Source organism: Ideonella lacteola (assembly GCF_038066555.1).
Lineage (GTDB): Bacteria > Pseudomonadota > Gammaproteobacteria > Burkholderiales > Burkholderiaceae_C > Ideonella > Ideonella lacteola.
Window position 1 is genome coordinate 129,374 of sequence record NZ_JBBUTG010000007.1, and the last position, 17,341, is coordinate 146,714.

17 protein-coding genes are annotated in these 17,341 nt (G+C 67.0%); 14 read left to right on the forward strand and 3 right to left on the reverse strand.

The genetic code is table 11. The features are described from left to right. The first annotated feature begins 39 nt into the window (after window positions 1-39). The 14 genes from mpl to AACH06_RS14005 all read left to right on the forward strand — a co-directional run bounded on the left by mpl (window position 40) and on the right by AACH06_RS14005 (window position 14,761). The gene (gene mpl, locus AACH06_RS13940; RefSeq protein WP_341426324.1) at window positions 40-1,413 is read left to right on the forward strand and encodes a UDP-N-acetylmuramate:L-alanyl-gamma-D-glutamyl-meso-diaminopimelate ligase; all 1,374 of its coding nucleotides are present in this window, start codon (window positions 40-42) and stop codon (window positions 1,411-1,413) included. A gap of 10 nt (window positions 1,414-1,423) precedes the next feature. Then, entirely contained in the window at window positions 1,424-2,017 is a 594-nt protein-coding gene (locus tag AACH06_RS13945; protein ID WP_341426325.1) for a YqiA/YcfP family alpha/beta fold hydrolase, read from the forward strand. Beyond that, window positions 2,014-2,754, forward strand: coding sequence for a 3-oxoacyl-ACP reductase FabG (fabG, locus tag AACH06_RS13950; protein ID WP_341426326.1), 741 nt, complete (start codon window positions 2,014-2,016; stop codon window positions 2,752-2,754). The genes AACH06_RS13945 and fabG overlap by 4 nt, the downstream gene beginning before the upstream one ends. A 158-nt stretch (window positions 2,755-2,912) precedes the next feature. After that, window positions 2,913-4,970 carry a ribonuclease catalytic domain-containing protein gene (locus tag AACH06_RS13955; protein ID WP_341426327.1) on the forward strand — a complete coding sequence of 686 codons (2,058 nt, stop codon included), beginning with the start codon at window positions 2,913-2,915 and terminating at the stop codon, window positions 4,968-4,970. 2 nt (window positions 4,971-4,972) lie between these two features. Then, window positions 4,973-5,854 carry an energy transducer TonB family protein gene (locus AACH06_RS13960; RefSeq protein WP_341426329.1) on the forward strand — a complete coding sequence of 294 codons (882 nt, stop codon included), beginning with the start codon at window positions 4,973-4,975 and terminating at the stop codon, window positions 5,852-5,854. Between the two features lie 38 nt (window positions 5,855-5,892). Continuing rightward, window positions 5,893-6,783, forward strand: coding sequence for a shikimate dehydrogenase (gene aroE, locus AACH06_RS13965; RefSeq protein ID WP_341426330.1), 891 nt, complete (start codon window positions 5,893-5,895; stop codon window positions 6,781-6,783). Next, a complete protein-coding gene (locus tag AACH06_RS13970; protein WP_341426331.1) occupies window positions 6,783-7,571 on the forward strand; it encodes a transglycosylase domain-containing protein in 789 nt (262 codons plus the stop codon). Before aroE ends, AACH06_RS13970 begins: the two co-directional genes overlap by 1 nt. A gap of 13 nt (window positions 7,572-7,584) precedes the next feature. Beyond that, window positions 7,585-8,202 carry a hypothetical protein gene (locus tag AACH06_RS13975; RefSeq protein ID WP_341426332.1) on the forward strand — a complete coding sequence of 206 codons (618 nt, stop codon included), beginning with the start codon at window positions 7,585-7,587 and terminating at the stop codon, window positions 8,200-8,202. Beyond that, on the forward strand, window positions 8,199-8,723 hold the full coding sequence (locus tag AACH06_RS13980; protein WP_341426333.1) for a TlpA disulfide reductase family protein: 525 nt from the start codon (window positions 8,199-8,201) through the stop codon (window positions 8,721-8,723). Before AACH06_RS13975 ends, AACH06_RS13980 begins: the two co-directional genes overlap by 4 nt. A 384-nt stretch (window positions 8,724-9,107) precedes the next feature. Beyond that, the gene (accB, locus tag AACH06_RS13985) at window positions 9,108-9,569 is read left to right on the forward strand and encodes an acetyl-CoA carboxylase biotin carboxyl carrier protein (protein WP_341426334.1); all 462 of its coding nucleotides are present in this window, start codon (window positions 9,108-9,110) and stop codon (window positions 9,567-9,569) included. A gap of 203 nt (window positions 9,570-9,772) precedes the next feature. Then, a complete protein-coding gene (accC, locus tag AACH06_RS13990; RefSeq protein WP_341426335.1) occupies window positions 9,773-11,122 on the forward strand; it encodes an acetyl-CoA carboxylase biotin carboxylase subunit in 1,350 nt (449 codons plus the stop codon). 104 nt (window positions 11,123-11,226) lie between these two features. Further along, window positions 11,227-12,126, forward strand: a complete 900-nt coding sequence (gene prmA / locus AACH06_RS13995; RefSeq protein WP_341426415.1) for a 50S ribosomal protein L11 methyltransferase — start codon at window positions 11,227-11,229, stop codon at window positions 12,124-12,126. An 87-nt stretch (window positions 12,127-12,213) separates the two neighbouring features. After that, window positions 12,214-13,785: a zinc-ribbon and DUF3426 domain-containing protein gene (locus tag AACH06_RS14000; protein ID WP_341426336.1), complete on the forward strand. Its 1,572-nt coding sequence runs from the start codon at window positions 12,214-12,216 to the stop codon at window positions 13,783-13,785. A gap of 67 nt (window positions 13,786-13,852) precedes the next feature. Further along, entirely contained in the window at window positions 13,853-14,761 is a 909-nt protein-coding gene (locus tag AACH06_RS14005) for a carbohydrate kinase family protein (RefSeq protein ID WP_341426337.1), read from the forward strand. A 36-nt stretch (window positions 14,762-14,797) separates the two neighbouring features. On the opposite strand, the gene AACH06_RS14010 is transcribed toward AACH06_RS14005, so the two are convergent. The 3 genes from AACH06_RS14010 to AACH06_RS14020 all read right to left on the reverse strand — a co-directional run bounded on the left by AACH06_RS14010 (window position 14,798) and on the right by AACH06_RS14020 (window position 17,313). Then, window positions 14,798-15,139 carry a DUF167 domain-containing protein gene (locus AACH06_RS14010; protein WP_341426338.1) on the reverse strand — a complete coding sequence of 114 codons (342 nt, stop codon included), beginning with the start codon at window positions 15,137-15,139 and terminating at the stop codon, window positions 14,798-14,800. Window positions 15,140-15,285: 146 nt separating this feature from the next. After that, the gene (locus AACH06_RS14015) at window positions 15,286-15,783 is read right to left on the reverse strand and encodes a histone H1-like DNA-binding protein (RefSeq protein WP_341426339.1); all 498 of its coding nucleotides are present in this window, start codon (window positions 15,781-15,783) and stop codon (window positions 15,286-15,288) included. Between the two features lie 315 nt (window positions 15,784-16,098). Further along, entirely contained in the window at window positions 16,099-17,313 is a 1,215-nt protein-coding gene (locus AACH06_RS14020; protein WP_341426340.1) for a ribonucleotide-diphosphate reductase subunit beta, read from the reverse strand. Window positions 17,314-17,341 lie beyond the last annotated feature (28 nt).

Below are 17,341 nucleotides of genomic sequence, written 5' to 3' on the forward strand. Positions count from 1 at the left end.
CGCCGACACCGCGGCCGGCGCTCGCAGACCTCTGCTTCCATGCATATCCACATCCTGGGCATCTGTGGCACCTTCATGGGCGGCCTGGCGGCGCTCGCGCGCGAGGCCGGGCACCGTGTGACCGGCTGCGACGCCAATGTCTACCCGCCGATGAGCGACCAGCTGCGGGCCCTGGGCATCGAGCTGATCGAAGGCTACGGCGCAGACCAGATCGCCCTCAACCCCGACGTTTTCGTCGTCGGCAACGTGGTGACACGCGGCAACCCGCTGATGGAAGCCGTGCTCGATGCCGGCGCCGCCTACACCAGCGGCCCGCAATGGCTCGCCGAGCATGTGCTGCAAGGTCGCCATGTGCTGGCCGTGGCCGGCACGCACGGCAAGACCACCACCACCGCCATGCTGGCGTGGATCCTCGATCAGGCGGGCCTGGAACCCGGCTTCCTGGTCGGCGGCGTGCCGATGAACTTCGGCGTTTCCGCCCGGCTGGGGCAGGTGACAGCGGGGGCATTGACGCCGTTTGTCATCGAGGCGGACGAGTACGACACGGCCTTCTTCGACAAGCGCAGCAAGTTTGTCCACTACCGGCCGCGCACGGCGATCCTGAACAATCTCGAGTACGACCACGCCGACATCTTTGCCGACCTGGCGGCCATCGAGACGCAGTTCCACCACCTCGTGCGCACCGTGCCGGCCACCGGCCGCCTGGTGGTCAACGGCCGCGATGAGGCCCTGCAACGGGTGCTCGAGCGCGGTTGCTGGAGCGAAGTGCAGCGCTTCGGTGCACGCAAGGAAGAGCCCGGCGCCTGGCGCGCCCGCGGCGAGCCGCAGGCCTTCGATCTGCTGCGCGGCGCGATGAAGGTGGCGCGGGTCGAGTGGCCGCTGCTGGGCGAACACAACCAGCTCAATGCGCTGGCCGCCATCGCCGCGGCCGAGCATGTGGGGGTGGCACCCGACCAAGCGGCCGCCGCGCTGGCCCATTTCGTGAGCGTCAAACGCCGGCTGGAGCTGCGCGGCGAGGCCGGTGGCGTTCGGGTGTACGACGACTTTGCCCACCACCCGACCGCCATCCGGACCACCGTCAACGGGCTGCGGCGCAAGGTGGGGGCCGAGCGCATTCTGGCGGTGTTCGAGCCTCGCTCCAACACGATGAAACTGGGCACGATGAAAGCCCAGTTGCCGTGGGCACTGGAAGAGGCCGACCTGAGCTTCTGCCACCAGGGCCAACTGGGGTGGGATGCCCGCGAGGCACTGGCACCGATGGGGCCGCAAGCCCAGGTGAGCGACACGATCGACAGCCTGGTGGCCGCGGTCGTGAAGGCAGCGCGGCCGGGCGACCATGTGCTGTGCATGAGCAACGGCGGCTTCGGGGGCATCCACACCAAGCTGCTCAGCGCGCTCGCCGCCCGGGGCTGAGCGGTACGCGATGGTGAGCGCGCCCACGCACTTGCTCTATCTGCACGGGTTTCGATCGTCGCCTCTGTCGACCAAGGCACAGATGGTCGGGCGCTGGCTGGCGGAACACCACCCCGAAGTGCATGTCTGGTGCCCACCGTTGCCGCCTGCCCCGCGCGATGCGATGCGGCTGGTGTTTGAAGGCCTGGCCAATTGGCCGACCGCGTCGATGGCCGTCATCGGCAGCTCGCTGGGCGGGTTCTACGCCAGCGTGGTGGCCGAGCGCACTGGCTGCCGAGCGGTGGTCTTGAACCCCGCCATCGATCCGGCCCGAGACTTGGCGCGCCACATCGGCGAACAGACGACCTGGCAGAAGCCGGAAGAGCACTTCTACTTCCGCCCGGAGTATGTCGACGAACTGCGCGACCTGGCGCCCGCCGCACTGACCCGCCCCGACCGCTATGCCGCGGTCATCGCCAAGGGCGACGAGTTGCTCGACTGGCATGAGATGACTGCCCACTACGCAGGCGCGCACCAGCTGCTGCTCGAAGGCAGCGACCACGCGCTCAGCGAGTTCGACCAACAGCTTCCCTTTGTCCTGCGCTTTCTGAGCCTGTTGCCATGAGATTGAACGGAAAGATCTGCATCATCACCGGGGCCGCCCAAGGCATCGGTCTGGCCACCGCCATCAAGTTCGCCCAAGAACAGGCGACCGTGGTCGTATGCGACGTGAACCGCCAAGCGCTCGACGCCGCGGTCGCGCAGTGCGAGCAGGCCGGCGGGCACGCCGAGGCCCACGTCGTGGATGTGACGGATCGGTCACAGGTCGACGCCATGGTCGCGGCGGTAAAGGCCCGGCACGGCCGCATCGACGTGCTGGTGAACAACGCCGGCATCACCCGTGACGCCCGCCTGCAGAAAATGACCGAGGCGCAGTTCGACCAGGTCATCGACGTGAACCTGCGCGGCGTCTTCCATTGTGCGCAGGCTGTGGCCGACACGATGGTGGCGCAGGGTGCGGGGGTGATCCTCAACGCCTCGTCGGTCGTGGGCATCTACGGCAACTTCGGGCAGACCAACTACGCCGCGGCGAAGTTCGGCGTCATCGGCTTCACCAAGACCTGGAGCCGGGAACTCGGCCCCAAGGGTGTTCGGGTCAACGCCGTCGCACCGGGCTTCATCGAAACGCCGATCCTCGCCACCATCCCCGACAAGGTGCTGGACCACATGCGCGACCAGGTGCCGCTCAAGCGCCTGGGCCGGCCCGAAGAGATCGCCAGCGTCTACGCCTTCCTGGCCAGTGATGAAGCCAGCTATGTGAACGGGGCAGTGCTCGAAGTCTCTGGCGGCATGACGGTATAGGGGGCCGCGGCGCCCGCGCTGGTGAACGGGGTGGGCGGCGAACGCCCACTGAATCCGTGCGCCCCGCCAGATGGCAGCGGGGTCTCCTCGCCTTGGGCAAGTGCACTGCAACTGATTGACACGGGAAGCACCCCGCGCTCGGCGACAATCGCCGCCGTATGTATGCCCTGTTCGATGACGCCGGCAAGTTCCTCGCCGGCCGCGTGATGTCCGAGGCCGACAGCTCGATGCAGGTCGAGCTGGATTCGGGCAAGCGCGTCAAGGTCAAAGCCGCCAACGTGCTGCTGCGCTTCGAGAAACCGCAGCCAGCTGAGCTGATGGCGGCGGCCCAGGCGCGCGCTGCCGAGATCGACCTCGACCTCGCCTGGGAATTCGCCCCAGAGGGTGAGTTTGGGTTCGCCGAACTGGCGCGAGACTATTTCGACGCCAAGGCCGGGCCCGAGCTGCAGGCAGCCGCCCTGTTCCGGCTGTTCGAAGCCCCGCACTACTTCCGGCGTGCGGGCAAGGGGGTGTTCAAGAAGGCGCCTGAAGACATCGTCAAGGCCGCCTTGCTGGGAATCGAGCGCAAGAAGCAGATCGCCGCGCAGATCGAGGCCTGGGCCGCCGAGTTGGTGGCGGGCCAATGCCCGGCACCGGTCAAAGAGCAGCTCTACAAGATCCTCTTCCGGCCCGACAAGAATGCGCCGGAGTACAAGGCGGTCGTCGAAGCCGCACGACGCAGCCAACGTGCACCTCTCGATCTGCTCACGGCCGCAGGCGCAATCAGCAGCCCCTACCAGTTCCACTGGCGGCGCTTTCTCTTCGACACCTTCCCCAAGGGCTACGGTTTTCCGTCACTCGAAGCGCCGGCGATCCGAGAAGAATTGCCCCTCGCCGATGTGCGTGCGTTTTCGATCGACGACTCGCAAACCACCGAGATCGACGACGCGCTTTCGGTCCAGGGCCTGGGCAGCGGCACCATCACCTTCGGCATCCACATCGCGGCGCCCGCCCTGGCCATCACGCCCGAATCGACGCTGGACAAAGTCGCGCGCGACCGTCTGTCGACCGTCTACATGCCGGGCTTCAAGATCACGATGCTGCCCGACGCCGTGGTGCAGGCCTACACGCTGATCGAGGGTCGCGACTGCCCCGCGGTGAGCCTGTACGTCACGATCGATGAGGCCTCGTTGGAGGTGAAATCCAGCGAAACCCGGCTCGAGCGCGTGCCCATCGCCGCCAACCTGCGGCACGACCAGCTGGACGCTTTCGTCACCGAAGCCTCACTGCGTGGCGAAGCCCCGGCCGACTACCCCTTCGCGACCGAGCTGGCCTTCTGCTACCGACTGGCCCAATCGCTCAAGGCGGCCCGCGAAGTGGTGCGCGGCAAGCCCGAAAACTTCAATCGGCCTGACTACAACTTCAGGCTCGAAGGCAACGACGGTCGCGAGCCGGATGGCAGCGAGACGGTGCGCATCACCGAACGCCGCCGCGGCGCGCCGCTCGACTTGATCGTGTCCGAGGCGATGATCCTCGCCAACAGCCGGTGGGGCGGGTGGCTGGCCGAGCTCGGCGTCCCCGGCATCTACCGCAGCCAGGCCAGCCTGGCGCCGGGCGTGAAGGTGCGCATGGGTGTGAAGCCGGCACCGCATGCGGGCATGGGCGTGGCGCAGTACACGTGGGCCACTTCGCCCCTGCGGCGCTATGTCGACCTGGTCAACCAATGGCAGATCATCGCCTGTGCGCGCCACGGTCGCACCGCGGCGCTGGCGGCCCCTTTCAAGCCGAAAGACGCCACGCTCTTCTCGATCATCTCGAGCTTTGACGGCGCTTACGCGGCCTACAACGGTTTCCAGAATGCCATCGAGCGGTACTGGACGCTGCGCCATGTCGAACAGCAGTCTCTGTCCGAGCTGGAGGCGTCGGTGATGAAGGACGGACTCGTCCGCTGCGATGCCCTGCCCCTGGTCTTCCGCGCACTCGGAACCGAAGGAATGCCCCGCGGCACCCATGTGCGAGTGCGAGTCACCGGGGTGGACCTGCTCACACTCGATCTGCACGCGAGCCTGATGGCCCGCCTGGACGACGGGGCCGACGAAGCCGCGGCGAGCGAGGAAGCCGAGGGCGACGACGATGCCGAACAGGCCGCCGGTGGCGCGTTGACGCTGGCCATCGATTTGGCCGATGGCGCCGACAGCAACGACGACACGCCCGGCCCCGTGCCCGCGGCCGCCTGACCATGCGCTGGCTCGACTCCCTCAAGGCGCTGCCGCTGACCACACTGCAGTGGGCGCTGCTGTTTTCGGTGGGCGTTCACGGCGCACTGCTGGCCGTGCGGTTCGTGGCGCCAGAGTCGTTCAACCGGGTGTTCGAGGACACCCCGCTCGAGGTGGTGCTGGTCAATGCGCGCAGCAATGAAACGCCCACCAAGGCGCAGGCCATCGCCCAAGCCAGCCTCGCGGGCGGAGGCGAGGCCGAGCAGGGCCGGGCCACATCGCCGCTGCCCCCGTCGGCCATCACGGTGGCCGGCGATGCCGAGAACGACGCGCAAAAGCAGATCGAGCAGATGCAAGCCGAGCAGCAGCAGTTGCTGGCGCAGATCCGCCGCGAAATCGCCTTGCTGCCACCGCCCGACCCCTCTCGCCTGGTGCAAAGCAAGGAAGAAGCGGAACGCGAAGAGCGTCGTCGCCAGTTGCTGCGGATGCTGGCCGAGATCGAAAAGCGCATCAACGAAGAAAACGCGCGGCCCAAGAAGCGCTACATCAGCCCGGCCACCCGCGAAGAGGTCTACGCGCTCTACTACGACAGCCTGCGCCGCAAGATCGAAGAACGCGGCACGCGCAACTTCCCTGAATACAAGGGCCAGAAGCTCTACGGTGAGCTGACGATGAACCTGACGATCGACTCACGCGGACAGGTGATCGAGGCCGAGGTCGTGCGCGCGGCCAAGTCGGCCGAATTGAATCGGCGGGCGGTCGCGATCGTTCACGCGGCGGGCCCCTTTGGCCCGTTCACCCCTGAGATGAAACGCCAGGCCGATCAGATCGTCGTCACCTCGCGTTTCCGCTTCACCCGCAACGAGGGCCTGGAAACCACGCTCAGCACCGCCACGCCTCGCTGAGCGGCCCTCACCGCGAACGGCCTGGTGGCCCCACGCCCATGCAAGACCGTGACACCCCCGCAGACCGTTACGCGGTGATCGGCAACCCGGTCGCCCACAGCCGGTCGCCCACGATCCACGCGGCCTTTGCCGCCGCGACGGGGCAGCACCTGGTCTACGAGAGGGTGCTGGCGCCCATGGACGGCTTCGAGGCCACAGTGCGCCACTTCGCCGCAGCAGGCGGGCGCGGCTGCAACGTGACGGTGCCGTTCAAGTTTGATGCCTTCCGGCTGTGCGCCGGCCGAAGCGAACGCGCGACGCTCGCCGAGGCGGCCAACGTCATCCGCTTCGATGCCGACGGCTGGTGGGCCGACAACACCGACGGCATTGGCCTCATCACCGACATCGAGCAAAACGCCGGCCATTCGATCGCCGGCCAACAGGTGCTGATGATCGGCGCCGGCGGCGCCTCGGCCGGGGTGCTGGGGCCCCTGCTGCACGCCCGGCCGGCACGGGTGGTGGTGGCCAACCGCACCGCCAGCAAGGCCGTCGCGCTGTGCGAACGTCATCATGCACTGGCCGACGCGCTGGGGGTGGCTCTGGAAGCCACCGGCCTCAGCGACGCCGGAACCGGTTTTGATCTGGTGCTCAATGCGAGTGCCAGCAGCCTCGGCGGGGGCGCTCCGCCCGTGTCGAGCCGCACCTTGCGCGCCGGCACGCTGGTGGTCGACCTGATGTACGGGCCTGCCGCCGATGGCTTCCTGACTTGGGCCCAGGCGCACGGCGCACGGGCACGCGACGGCCTGGGCATGCTCGTGGAGCAGGCGGCGGCGGCCTTCGAACTCTGGCGCGGCATCCGCCCGGCCACGGCCCCGGTGCTGGACATGCTGCGGGCACAGTTGCGGCAGGGGGCTTTGTCCTCTGGCCCTTCAGACCGGCCCCTGCGTTGATGGCCACCCTTCGCGCTCTCGGTCGGCTGCTCGGCGTGCTGGTGCTGTGCGTGGTCGCACTGCAGCTCTACTTCGCCGCCCGCATCGCGCTGATGTCGGTCATCGGGCCAGAATCCACGGCCTTCCAGCGCAGCGAAATCTGGCGGCTGGCTGTCGAGAAACACGAAGTGCTGTGGAGCCAGACCTGGGTGGACGATGCCCGGATCTCGAACCACCTCAAACGCGCGGTGATTGCCAGCGAAGACGCCGGGTTCATCGAGCACGGGGGGGTCGAGTGGGAGGCGATCCGTGCGGCGATGGAAAAGAATGAAAAGGCCGAGGCGCGCGCCGAGCGCATCAACGCGCAACTCGAAAAGCGCGAGGCCCAACGCGCCCAATCCGGCAAGCCGGTCACCAAGCCCGCGCCGCGCGCGGTACCCAAGGTGGTGGGCGGCTCCACCATCACCCAGCAGTTGTCCAAGAACCTGTTCCTGTCAGGCGAGCGAACCGCCGCCCGGAAAGCCCAGGAGATCGTGATCGCCTACATGCTCGAGACGCTGCTGGACAAGCGCCGCATTCTCGAGATCTATCTCAACAGTGTCGAATGGGGCGAGGGTATCTTTGGCGCCCAGGCCGCGGCGCGCCACTACTTTCGGGTGGACGCTGCGCAGTTGACCAGCTACCCCGCGGCGCGGCTGGCCGTGATGCTGCCGGCCCCGAAACGGTTCGAGAAAAACCCCGGATCGGCCTATGTGAACAACCGAGCTGGCACCATCGCTGCCCGGATGGGCGACGTCGAGCTGCCCTGAACGCCACCGCGCCATGAGCCCCACCGAAGAATTGACCGCTGAGATCTGCGCCCGTGCCGCCCGCTTGGTGGTCGAAGAAGGCATGGATTACACCGGCGCCAAGCGCCGAGCGCTGCGCGACATCGGTCCCCAGGCCGGTCGCGGCGCGGAACTGCCTTCCAACGAACAACTGGAAGACGCCATTCGTGAGCACATCGATCTGTTCCATGCGGACACCCAGCCCGCCGAGCTGGCGGCCTTGCGTGCCCTGGCCCTGCGCTGGATGGAGCGGCTGGCCGAATTCCGCCCGCATCTTGGTGGGGCGGTATGGCGCGGCACCGCCACGCGGCTCTCGGCCGTGCTGATCGACTTGTACTGCGACGATCCCAAGTCCGCCGAGATCGGCTTCCTGAACTTGGGCATCGACTTCGACAGCCGCAGCGAGCCAGGCCATGACGAGGAGACGGTGCTGTCCGTCGAGGCCCGCTGCCCAGAGCTGGGAGAAACTGTGAGTATTCACTTTATTGTTCATGACCATGACGACCTGCGCGGCGCCTTGAAGGCGGATCCGCGCGGGCAAACTTGGCGCGGCGATGCGGCGGCCCTGCGCCAGCGGATGGCTGCCGACGCGGCAGAACGGGACGGCGCATGACCACGACCACGCGCCGTCGTTGGCTGTTCGGTGTGGCCGGTGTGGCCGCGCTGGGCGCGGGCGCTGGCTGGCGTCTCTGGCGCGAAGGCACCGGCTCGCCCGCCCCGGCGGACGATTTCTGGTCGCAGGAATTGCCCACGCCCAGCGGCGCCTTGCTGCCGCTGCGCTCGCTGCGCGGCAGGCCTGTGATGGTCAACTTCTGGGCGACCTGGTGCCCACCGTGCGTCAAGGAGATGCCGGAGCTCGATCGCTTTGCCCGCGAATTCGGGGGGCGGGGTTGGCAGGTGCTGGGCGTGGCCATCGATCAGCCGGCGGCGGTGCAGACCTTTCTTCAACGGACGCCGGTGGGCTTCCCGATCGTGCTGGCAGGCAACGAGGGTCTGGGCTGGGTGCAAAAGCTGGGCAACGCGGGTGGCGGGCTCCCCTTCACCGTCCAATTCGACGCCGAGGGCCTGCCGGTACGCCAGCACATCGGGCCCACGACCATGGACCAGCTGGCCCAATGGGCCGGAACGTCCTGATTCAGGGCCGCGAAGCCGTTTCAGCCAGTAACAATGCGATGCCACCGGCCCTGGCGGCTGTCAATAGGTTGACGCCACTTTATTTTGCCCCTAGCTGCCTTTAAGTGAGGCCAAAAGGCGTAAAGTTCGCGTCTTTGAAAAACGGCCAGTGGCTTTACCGAGCCGCGCAGCAAGCCAGGAATGCCTGTTCTTGACCTTCGAGTGCCGAATCAACCTGCGTTGGGTGCCCTGCAGTTTCAGGGCAAGATCCGAGGTTGTTCGACGACGATCGACGCCATAGAGCGCCTGATCGCCGAATGCCCTCTGGAATCGGGGGCCAGCCCCCGGCCGAGCCTGCCCTCATGGCGCGCCCGCGCTGCAACCTCTGCTGGAGACTGATCCCCCATGGACCTTCGCAAGCTCAAGACCCTCATCGACCTGGTCTCCGACTCGAACATCGCCGAGTTGGAAATCACCGAGGCCGACGGCAAGGTAAGGATTGTCAAGTCCGGAGGAGCCGTCATGGCAGCGCCGGCGCCCATGCCGGTCGCGGCGGCCCCGGCCTTGGCCGCCGCCGCGCCCTTGGCGGCCGCGGCCAGCAACCCCGAGCCCGCCGTCGCGGCAGCGCCGACGGGTCACGTCATCAAGTCGCCGATGGTGGGCACGTTCTATGTGTCGTCCACGCCGGGCGGCAAGCCGATGGCCGAAGTGGGCACCGTCGTCAAGGAAGGCGACGCCGTCTGCATCATCGAAGCCATGAAGATCATGAACGAGATCGAGGCCGACAAGGCCGGCACGGTCACCCAGGTGCTTGTCCAGAACGGTCAGGCGGTCGAGTTCGGCCAGCCGCTGTTCGTGGTCGAGTAAGCCGCGGCCCACGCCATCGATCCCTTCCGGCCGGCGCTCCGTCGATGCGCCGCCTGGCCAGACACCATGTTCAAGCTGATTCTGATCGCGCCGGCCTGCGCTCTCGCGCAGCGCCACGCCGTGCCGGCCTTTGGCCAGCACTTGGCGCGATCAGCAAATTGCCCGGCGGCAGCTGTCCGCCAGGGTGATTGAGCCGAGGCACCATGTTCAAGAAAATTCTCATTGCGAACCGAGGCGAGATCGCCTTGCGCATCCAGCGCGCCTGCCGCGAGATGGGCATCAAGTCCGTCATCGTCTATTCGGAGGCTGACCGCGACGCGAAGTACGTTCGGCTGGCCGAAGAGGCGGTGTGCATCGGGCCGGCGCCGTCGGGCCAGAGCTATCTCAATATGCCGGCCATCATCTCGACCGCCGAGGTGACCGATGCCGAGGCGATCCATCCCGGCTACGGGTTCCTGTCCGAGAACGCCGATTTCGCCGAACGCGTCGAGCAAAGCGGGTTCACTTTCATCGGCCCCACCCCGGATTCGATCCGGATGATGGGCGACAAGGTGTCCGCCAAGCAGGCCATGATCAAGTCCGGCGTGCCTTGCGTGCCCGGCTCCGAGGGTGCCCTGCCGGATGATCCGAAGGAGATCACCAAGATCGCCCGCTCGATTGGCTACCCCGTGATCATCAAGGCGGCTGGCGGCGGCGGCGGCCGCGGCATGCGGGTCGTTCACACCGAAGCCGCCCTGATCCACGCCGTGCAGACCACCCGCGCCGAAGCGGGCGCCGCATTCAACAACTCGGCGGTCTACATGGAGAAGTTCCTGGAGAACCCACGCCACGTGGAGATCCAGATCCTGGCCGACGAGCACAAGAACGCCGTCTGGCTGGGTGAGCGCGACTGTTCGATGCAGCGGCGCCACCAAAAGATCATCGAAGAGGCGCCGGCGCCTGGCATTCCCCGTCGCATCATCGAGAAGGTGGGCGAGCGTTGCGCCGCAGCGTGCAAGAAGATTGGCTACCGCGGCGCCGGCACCTTTGAGTTCCTGTACGAGAACGGCGAGTTCTACTTCATCGAGATGAACACGCGCGTGCAGGTCGAACACCCGGTGACCGAGCTGGTGACGGGCATCGACATTGTCCAGATGCAGATTCGCGTCGCCGCGGGCGAAAAGCTGCCGTTCACTCAGCGGCAGATCGAAATGCGCGGGCATGCCATCGAGTGCCGGATCAACGCCGAAGACCCCTACAAGTTCTTCCCGTCGCCCGGGCGCATCACCATGTGGCATGCACCCGGCGGGCCCGGTGTGCGGGTGGATTCGCACGCCTACACGAACTACTTCGTGCCGCCGAATTACGACTCGATGATCGGCAAGATCATCGTGCACGGCGACACCCGGGAACAAGCCTTGGCCCGCATGCGCACGGCACTGCTGGAGACCGTGGTCGAAGGCATCCAGACGAACATCCCGCTGCACCGCGAGCTGATGGTCGATGCCAACTTCATCGCCGGCGGCACCAGCATTCACTACCTTGAAGGCTGGCTGGCCGAGCACCGCCGCTGACACCGGCAGCGCCGTGCGCATGGGCGCATGCCACGGCGGCAGCGGCCACGGCCTGCCCACGCCGCGCACGGCACGAGCCGACGCAGGAGGATCCCCACGTGGCCATGTTTGAACTGACGATCAGCGCCCCCCAGGCGCTGGTGGAACCTGTCTCCGATGCCTTGATGGACGAGCTGGGCAGCTTGTCCGTGTCCGTCGAAGACGCCGATGCCGACACCGACGCGGAGAAGGCCTTGTTCGGTGAGCCGGGCATGCCCGCGCCGCAGGCCGGCTGGGAGCGCTCGACCTTGAAGGCGCTGTTCGACACCGAAGCCGCCGCCACCGACGCGATGACACTGTTGCTGGCGCAGGACTGGACCGACGGGCTGGCAGTAAAGGGGCTGCAGCAGGTTGAAGAGCAGGACTGGGTGCGCCTGACCCAGTCCCAGTTCACGCCCGTCGAGATCACGCCCACCTTCTGGATCGTTCCCAGCTGGCACCAGCCTCCCGAGGCGGCACGCCAGGTGATCCGGCTCGATCCCGGGCTCGCCTTTGGCACGGGCACGCACCCGACCACCCGCATGTGCTTGCGCTGGATTTCCGCCCACGCGGCGAACGCCGCTGGCGCTCGGGTGCTGGACTACGGATGCGGCTCGGGCATCCTCGCCATTGGCGCCGCGCTGTTCGGTGCCACCTCGGTGGATGGCGTCGACATCGACCCGGCAGCCGTCGAGTCGACTCGGTACAACGCCCAAGCCAATGCGGTACAGGTGAACGCAGGCCTGGCGGATCTGGCCCAGGGTCAGTACGACATCGTGCTCGCCAACATCCTGGCGACCCCCCTGAAGTTGCTGGCCCCCCTGCTGTGCGGACACCTGAAGCCCGGCGGCCATCTGGTGCTCGCCGGTATCCTGGAGCGTCAGGCGGATGAGTTGATCGGGGCCTACGCACCGTGGTGCGACATCCGCGTGCTGGATCGAGAAGACGGCTGGATCCTGATGGGCGGGGCGGGCCGCCCAGCCTGACGTGCGTACCATCCGATCGCGCCATCACGCCGTTCCCGGGTACCGCGTGATGCAGTGGCATGTGGTGCCCATGGCATCATTCCTGCCATGAGCCTGGCCACCCGCTGTCCCGCTTGTCACACCGTCTTCCGCGTCCTGCAGGATCAGTTGCGCGTGTCCGAAGGCTGGGTGCGCTGCGGCCAGTGCCAAGAGGTCTTCAACGCACTGGAGACCCTTTTCGATCTCAGTGCCCCCGCCGAGGCCGGTGCGCCTGCCAATCCACCACCCGCGGTCTTTGCGCCACCGCCAGAGGCACCGGCGCCCTACGCGCCACCGCCCGCAGCGATGGTGGCAGCCCCTGCACCCGTGGTGGCCCCGGCAGCGGCTCAGCCGCGAATGCCGACACAGCCGCGCGCCCGCTCCGCAGCTTCGGCAGCTTCGGCAGCTTCAGCGGCCCCGCGTGCAGTCGCCCCGCCCTCGTCGGGACCGTCGGATGCCGGGCCGGACACCCCGAGCGAGCCGATCACCGATTTCGCGCCGACCGCACCGCAGACGAGGCGAGACCCGTTCGACGACATCGACACCTTCACGGTGATCGATGCTGAAGAGTTCCTGGATCCCGACGGCCCGGTCGCTGCGGACGACTGGCATGCCCCCGCGTCCTTCCCGACACCCTCCCCAGCCCCCGCTCCGTCGACCGCTCCGCCCCGTCCGATCGGGCCTGCGACTGCCGGTTCAGGGCTGCCGGAGCACGACTTCCGGGATATGCGTTTGTCGCCGCCCCCTGCGGCAGACGCGCCGACATCGCCCGCCCCGCCCGCGCGCCAGTCGCCCCCCACGCCTTCCGAACTGGCCGCCTCGTTCGCCGCGCCGATATCACCTGCACCGCCAGAACGCGCGGCCCCGGCGCCCGCGCCTGAGGCGCTGTTCGCAGATGCGGTGGACACGGTCACGGCCGAGGAGTTTGAGGCCGCAGCGCGGGACATGGCCGACGACGATGCCGACGAGAAAGCCCCGACGGCGTCGCGGTTCATCGGCCCGATGCCCGATTGGGCCCGAACGCCCACGAGCAACAAGCGCTCAAGCAAGCGCAGCAAATCGAAACTGCCACCCGACAGTGCGTTGGCGCAGGAACACCAGGCTCGGCACGCCCGGCGCAAACGACGCAAGCCTGAGTTCGTCCGGCAGGCCGAGCGGGCGGCGCTATGGCGCCGCCCGATGGTCCGCGCGGTGCTGGCCACCGCCTCGTTGGCACTCGCCGCGCTGCTGGCCGGCCAGGTCGGCTACCACTACCGCGAGCCGCTGGCTGCACAAGTGCCGAGCCTGACGCCGGTGCTGCTGGTGGGCTGCGAGTGGCTGCAGTGCCAGATCGGCGCTCCGCGCGCCATTGAACGGATCCGGCTTGACGCCAGCGACCTGACGCGCACCGAGCAGGATCAAGTGCTGCGCTTCACCGCAGATCTGCACAACACGGCCCAGTTCGCGGTTCGCACGCCGGCGCTCGACGTCAGCTTCACCGACCCACTCGGGCGGGTGGTCTCGCGCAAGGTGCTGCTACCCAAGGATCTTGGCGCGCCCCATGAAGCGATCGCGCCGGACGCGCAGTGGCGCATCGACGCGAGGCTGGCGGTGGGTGATCTGCAGGTGGCAGGCTACACCGTCGAAGTCTTTTATCCGTGATGCTTCCTGCCCGGCACGCTTCGGCGGCTCGGGCATCACTCACCCCTTCACCACACACCTCACCACCATGGCCTGTCTCGTCAGCGGCTCACTTGCCTTCGACACCATCACCAACTTCCCGGGCCGGTTTGCCGAGCAGATCATGCCGGAGCAGGTCCACATCTTGAACGTGTCGTTCCTGGTGCCCACGCTGCGCCGCGAGTTCGGCGGCTGCGCCGGCAACATCGCCTACACGTTGGCGGCCCTGGGCGGTGAAGCCGTGGTCGTGGCGGCCGTGGGCAACGATGGCGATGGCTATGTCGAGCGCTTGAAGAGCCTGGGGATCGATACGCAACAGGTGCTGAGGGTGCAGGACACCTACACCGCGCAGGCGATGATCATCACCGACGCCGACAACAACCAGATCACCGCCTTCCACCCCGGGGCGATGCAGCAGGCACACCAGATTGGCCTGCCACCGCGGGACGACATCCGCATCGCGATCATCGGGCCGGACGGTCGCGATGCCATGCTGCGCCGCGCCAAGGATCTGGCCGCGGCGAAGATCCCGTTCATCTTCGATCCGGGCCAGGGCCTGCCGATGTTCGACGGCGCCGCGCTGAAAGACTTCATCCAACAGGCCACCTGGGTCGCCGTGAACGACTACGAGGGCCGGATGCTGTGCGAGCGCACCGGCGAGACGCTGGAGAGCCTGTCGCGCTCGCACTTGAAGGGCGTGATCGTCACACTGGGCGCCGAAGGTTGCGACGTGTGGGTCCAGGGCCAGTGCCAGCGCGTGCCCGGTGTGGCCGCCGCCGAAGTGCTGGACCCCACCGGTTGCGGAGACGCTTTCCGCGGTGCACTGCTCTACGGGCTGGAGCGCGACTGGCCGCTGGTCGACTGCGTGGCCCTCGGCAACAAGATGGGCGCACTCAAGATCGCCCAGCGCGGTGGCCAGAACCACCAAGTGGATCGCGCCGCCCTCGGCTTGGCCTGAGGCCCTGACCATCCGGCGGCCCGCCCGCCGGCGTGCTCAGCGGCTGGGCGAAGGTGGCGCACCGAGGCGCTGATCCAGCCAAGCACACACCGCCGAAGCCGCCGTGTCGATGTCGAGTTGCTTGTGGCGCGCCGCCGCGCCACGACGCAACTGCACGCTACGCTTGGGCAGGCCGAGTTCCTTCGCCAACCAGGCGGCGAGCGCCACATTCGCCTGGCCGTCGATCGGCGGTGCGGCGAGCTTCAACCGCAACGCGCCCTCTTGAAGGCCGACCAATTCGGTGTGCCGCGCATTGGGCTGCACCGACACGGTCAGGATGCAGGCGTCGCTGCCAGCCGCGCGCACACACGGCCATCGAGGGGACGAATCCTCGGTCATCGAATCAGCAGTGGAGATGATGGGGCTTGTTGGCGCGAAGCCTTTGGCCTCACGACGCCGCGCCAGGGAAGGCGACAAGGCTCAAGAAAAAGCCCGGCCGAAGCCGGGCTTGTTCAGCCAGCGGGCGCGCAACGCGCCCGACTTGCTCAGGGCTTGTTGCCCGTCGGGAAGGGCCAAGCGGCCGCCGGGCTCAGTGCTGTCTTTGCCGCAGGGGCAGCAGGGGCAGCAGGGGCAGCGGGTGCGGCAGCCTTCTTGGCCGCAGCCTTCTTGGCAGCCGGCTTCTTGGCCGCAGGCTTCTTCGCTGCAGCAGCCTTTTTCGCCGGCGCGGCCTTCTTGGCAGCGGCCTTCTTCGCGACCGGCTTCTTCGCCGGTGCGGCCTTCTTCGCGACGGGCTTCTTCGCCGCCGCGGCCTTCTTGGCCGGCGCCGCCTTCTTGGCCGGTGCTGCCTTCTTCGCTGCCGCCTTCTTGGCCGGTGCCGCCTTCTTGGCCGGCGCCGCCTTCTTTGCAGCAGCCTTCTTGGCCGGTGCCGCCTTCTTGGCGGGTGCAGCCTTCTTCGCTACCGCCTTCTTGGCCGGTGCGGCCTTCTTCGCTGCAGCCTTCTTCGCCGGGGCCTTCTTCGCCACGGCCTTCTTCGCAGTTGCCATTTCAATCTCCTTGATCAAGTTGCTACAAAACACCCAGCTGCTCGAGATACAGCTCGGCGATCCACCGCTGCGGGCCACTCCTGTCTCGGTCTACAGGCCGTTTCAGGCTGCCCCCATCCGATGAATGGGGTTTCGGTGCGCCGCCTCGCTTCATGGTGGCGAAGCTGGCGTACCGAGGATCTTGATCTCTCACACTGCTGAGAATGAGGCTGCGGCCATGTCACCGGCCGTTCAGTCTCAAGCCCACATGCTTGCCTGCACGCAGGCCTGAATGCGGCGCCGGGCGGCATGGGTTGCACCGCCCGGTGTTCACGTTCAGTCCCAGCTCAATGCGCCACCGGATTGGTACTCGATGACGCGGGTTTCAAAAAAGTTGCGCTCCTTCTTCAGGTCGATCATCTCGCTCATCCACGGGAACGGGTTCTCCTCGTTCGGGAAGAGTGCGTCAAGGCCGATCTGCGTGGCGCGCCGGTTGGCGATGTAGCGCAGGTAGCCCTTGAACATCGACGCGTTCAGACCCAGCACGCCACGCGGCATGGTGTCTTCAGCGTAGCGGTATTCGAGTTCGACCGCCTTCTGGAACAGGCCCTTGATCTCGGCCTTGAATTCAGACGTCCAGAGGTGGGGGTTCTCCAGCTTGATCTGGTTGATCAGGTCGATGCCGAAATTGCAGTGCATCGACTCGTCGCGCAGGATGTACTGGTACTGCTCGGCGGCACCGGTCATCTTGTTCTGGCGGCCCAGCGCCAGGATCTGCGTGAAGCCAACGTAGAAGAACAGCCCTTCCATCAAGCAGGCGAAGACGATCAGACTCTTGAGCAGCGTCTGGTCGTTCTCGAGCGTGCCGGTCTTGAAGTGCGGGTCCATGATCGCGTCGATGAACGGGATCAGGAACTCGTCCTTGTCGCGGATGGAAGAGACCTCGTGGTACGCGTTGAAGATCTCGGACTCGTCCAGCCCGAGCGACTCCACGATGTACTGGTAGGCGTGCGTGTGGATCGCTTCTTCGAAGGCCTGACGCAGCAGGAACTGGCGGCACTCTGGCGCGGTGATGTGGCGGTAGGTGCCGAGCGTGATGTTGTTGGCCGCGAGCGAATCGGCCGTCACGAAGAAGCCGAGGTTGCGCTTGATGATGCGGCGCTCGTCTTCGGTCAGACCATTCGGGTCTTTCCAGGTCGCGATGTCACGCGACATGTTGACCTCTTGCGGCATCCAGTGGTTCGCGCAAGTGGCGAGGTACTTCTCCCACGCCCACTTGTACTTGAACGGCACCAGTTGGTTGACGTCCGTCTGGCCGTTGATGATGCGCTTGTCGGCGACGTTGACGCGGCGGTCGCTGCGCGCGACGACAGAAGCATTCGCGTTCGGCGCGATCGAAGCGGTGGATGCAGAAGCCACCACTGCCGGTGCGACGGGCGCAACTTGAAGAGGTGACGGGGTCACGGCCTGCACGTCGCGAGGTGTGGGCTCGGGCGTGAAGCGATTGGCAGGAGTCTGCGGGGCGCGAAGGTCGTCTTCCCAGACCAGCATGTGCGTGTTTCCTATGGGTCGCGATTAT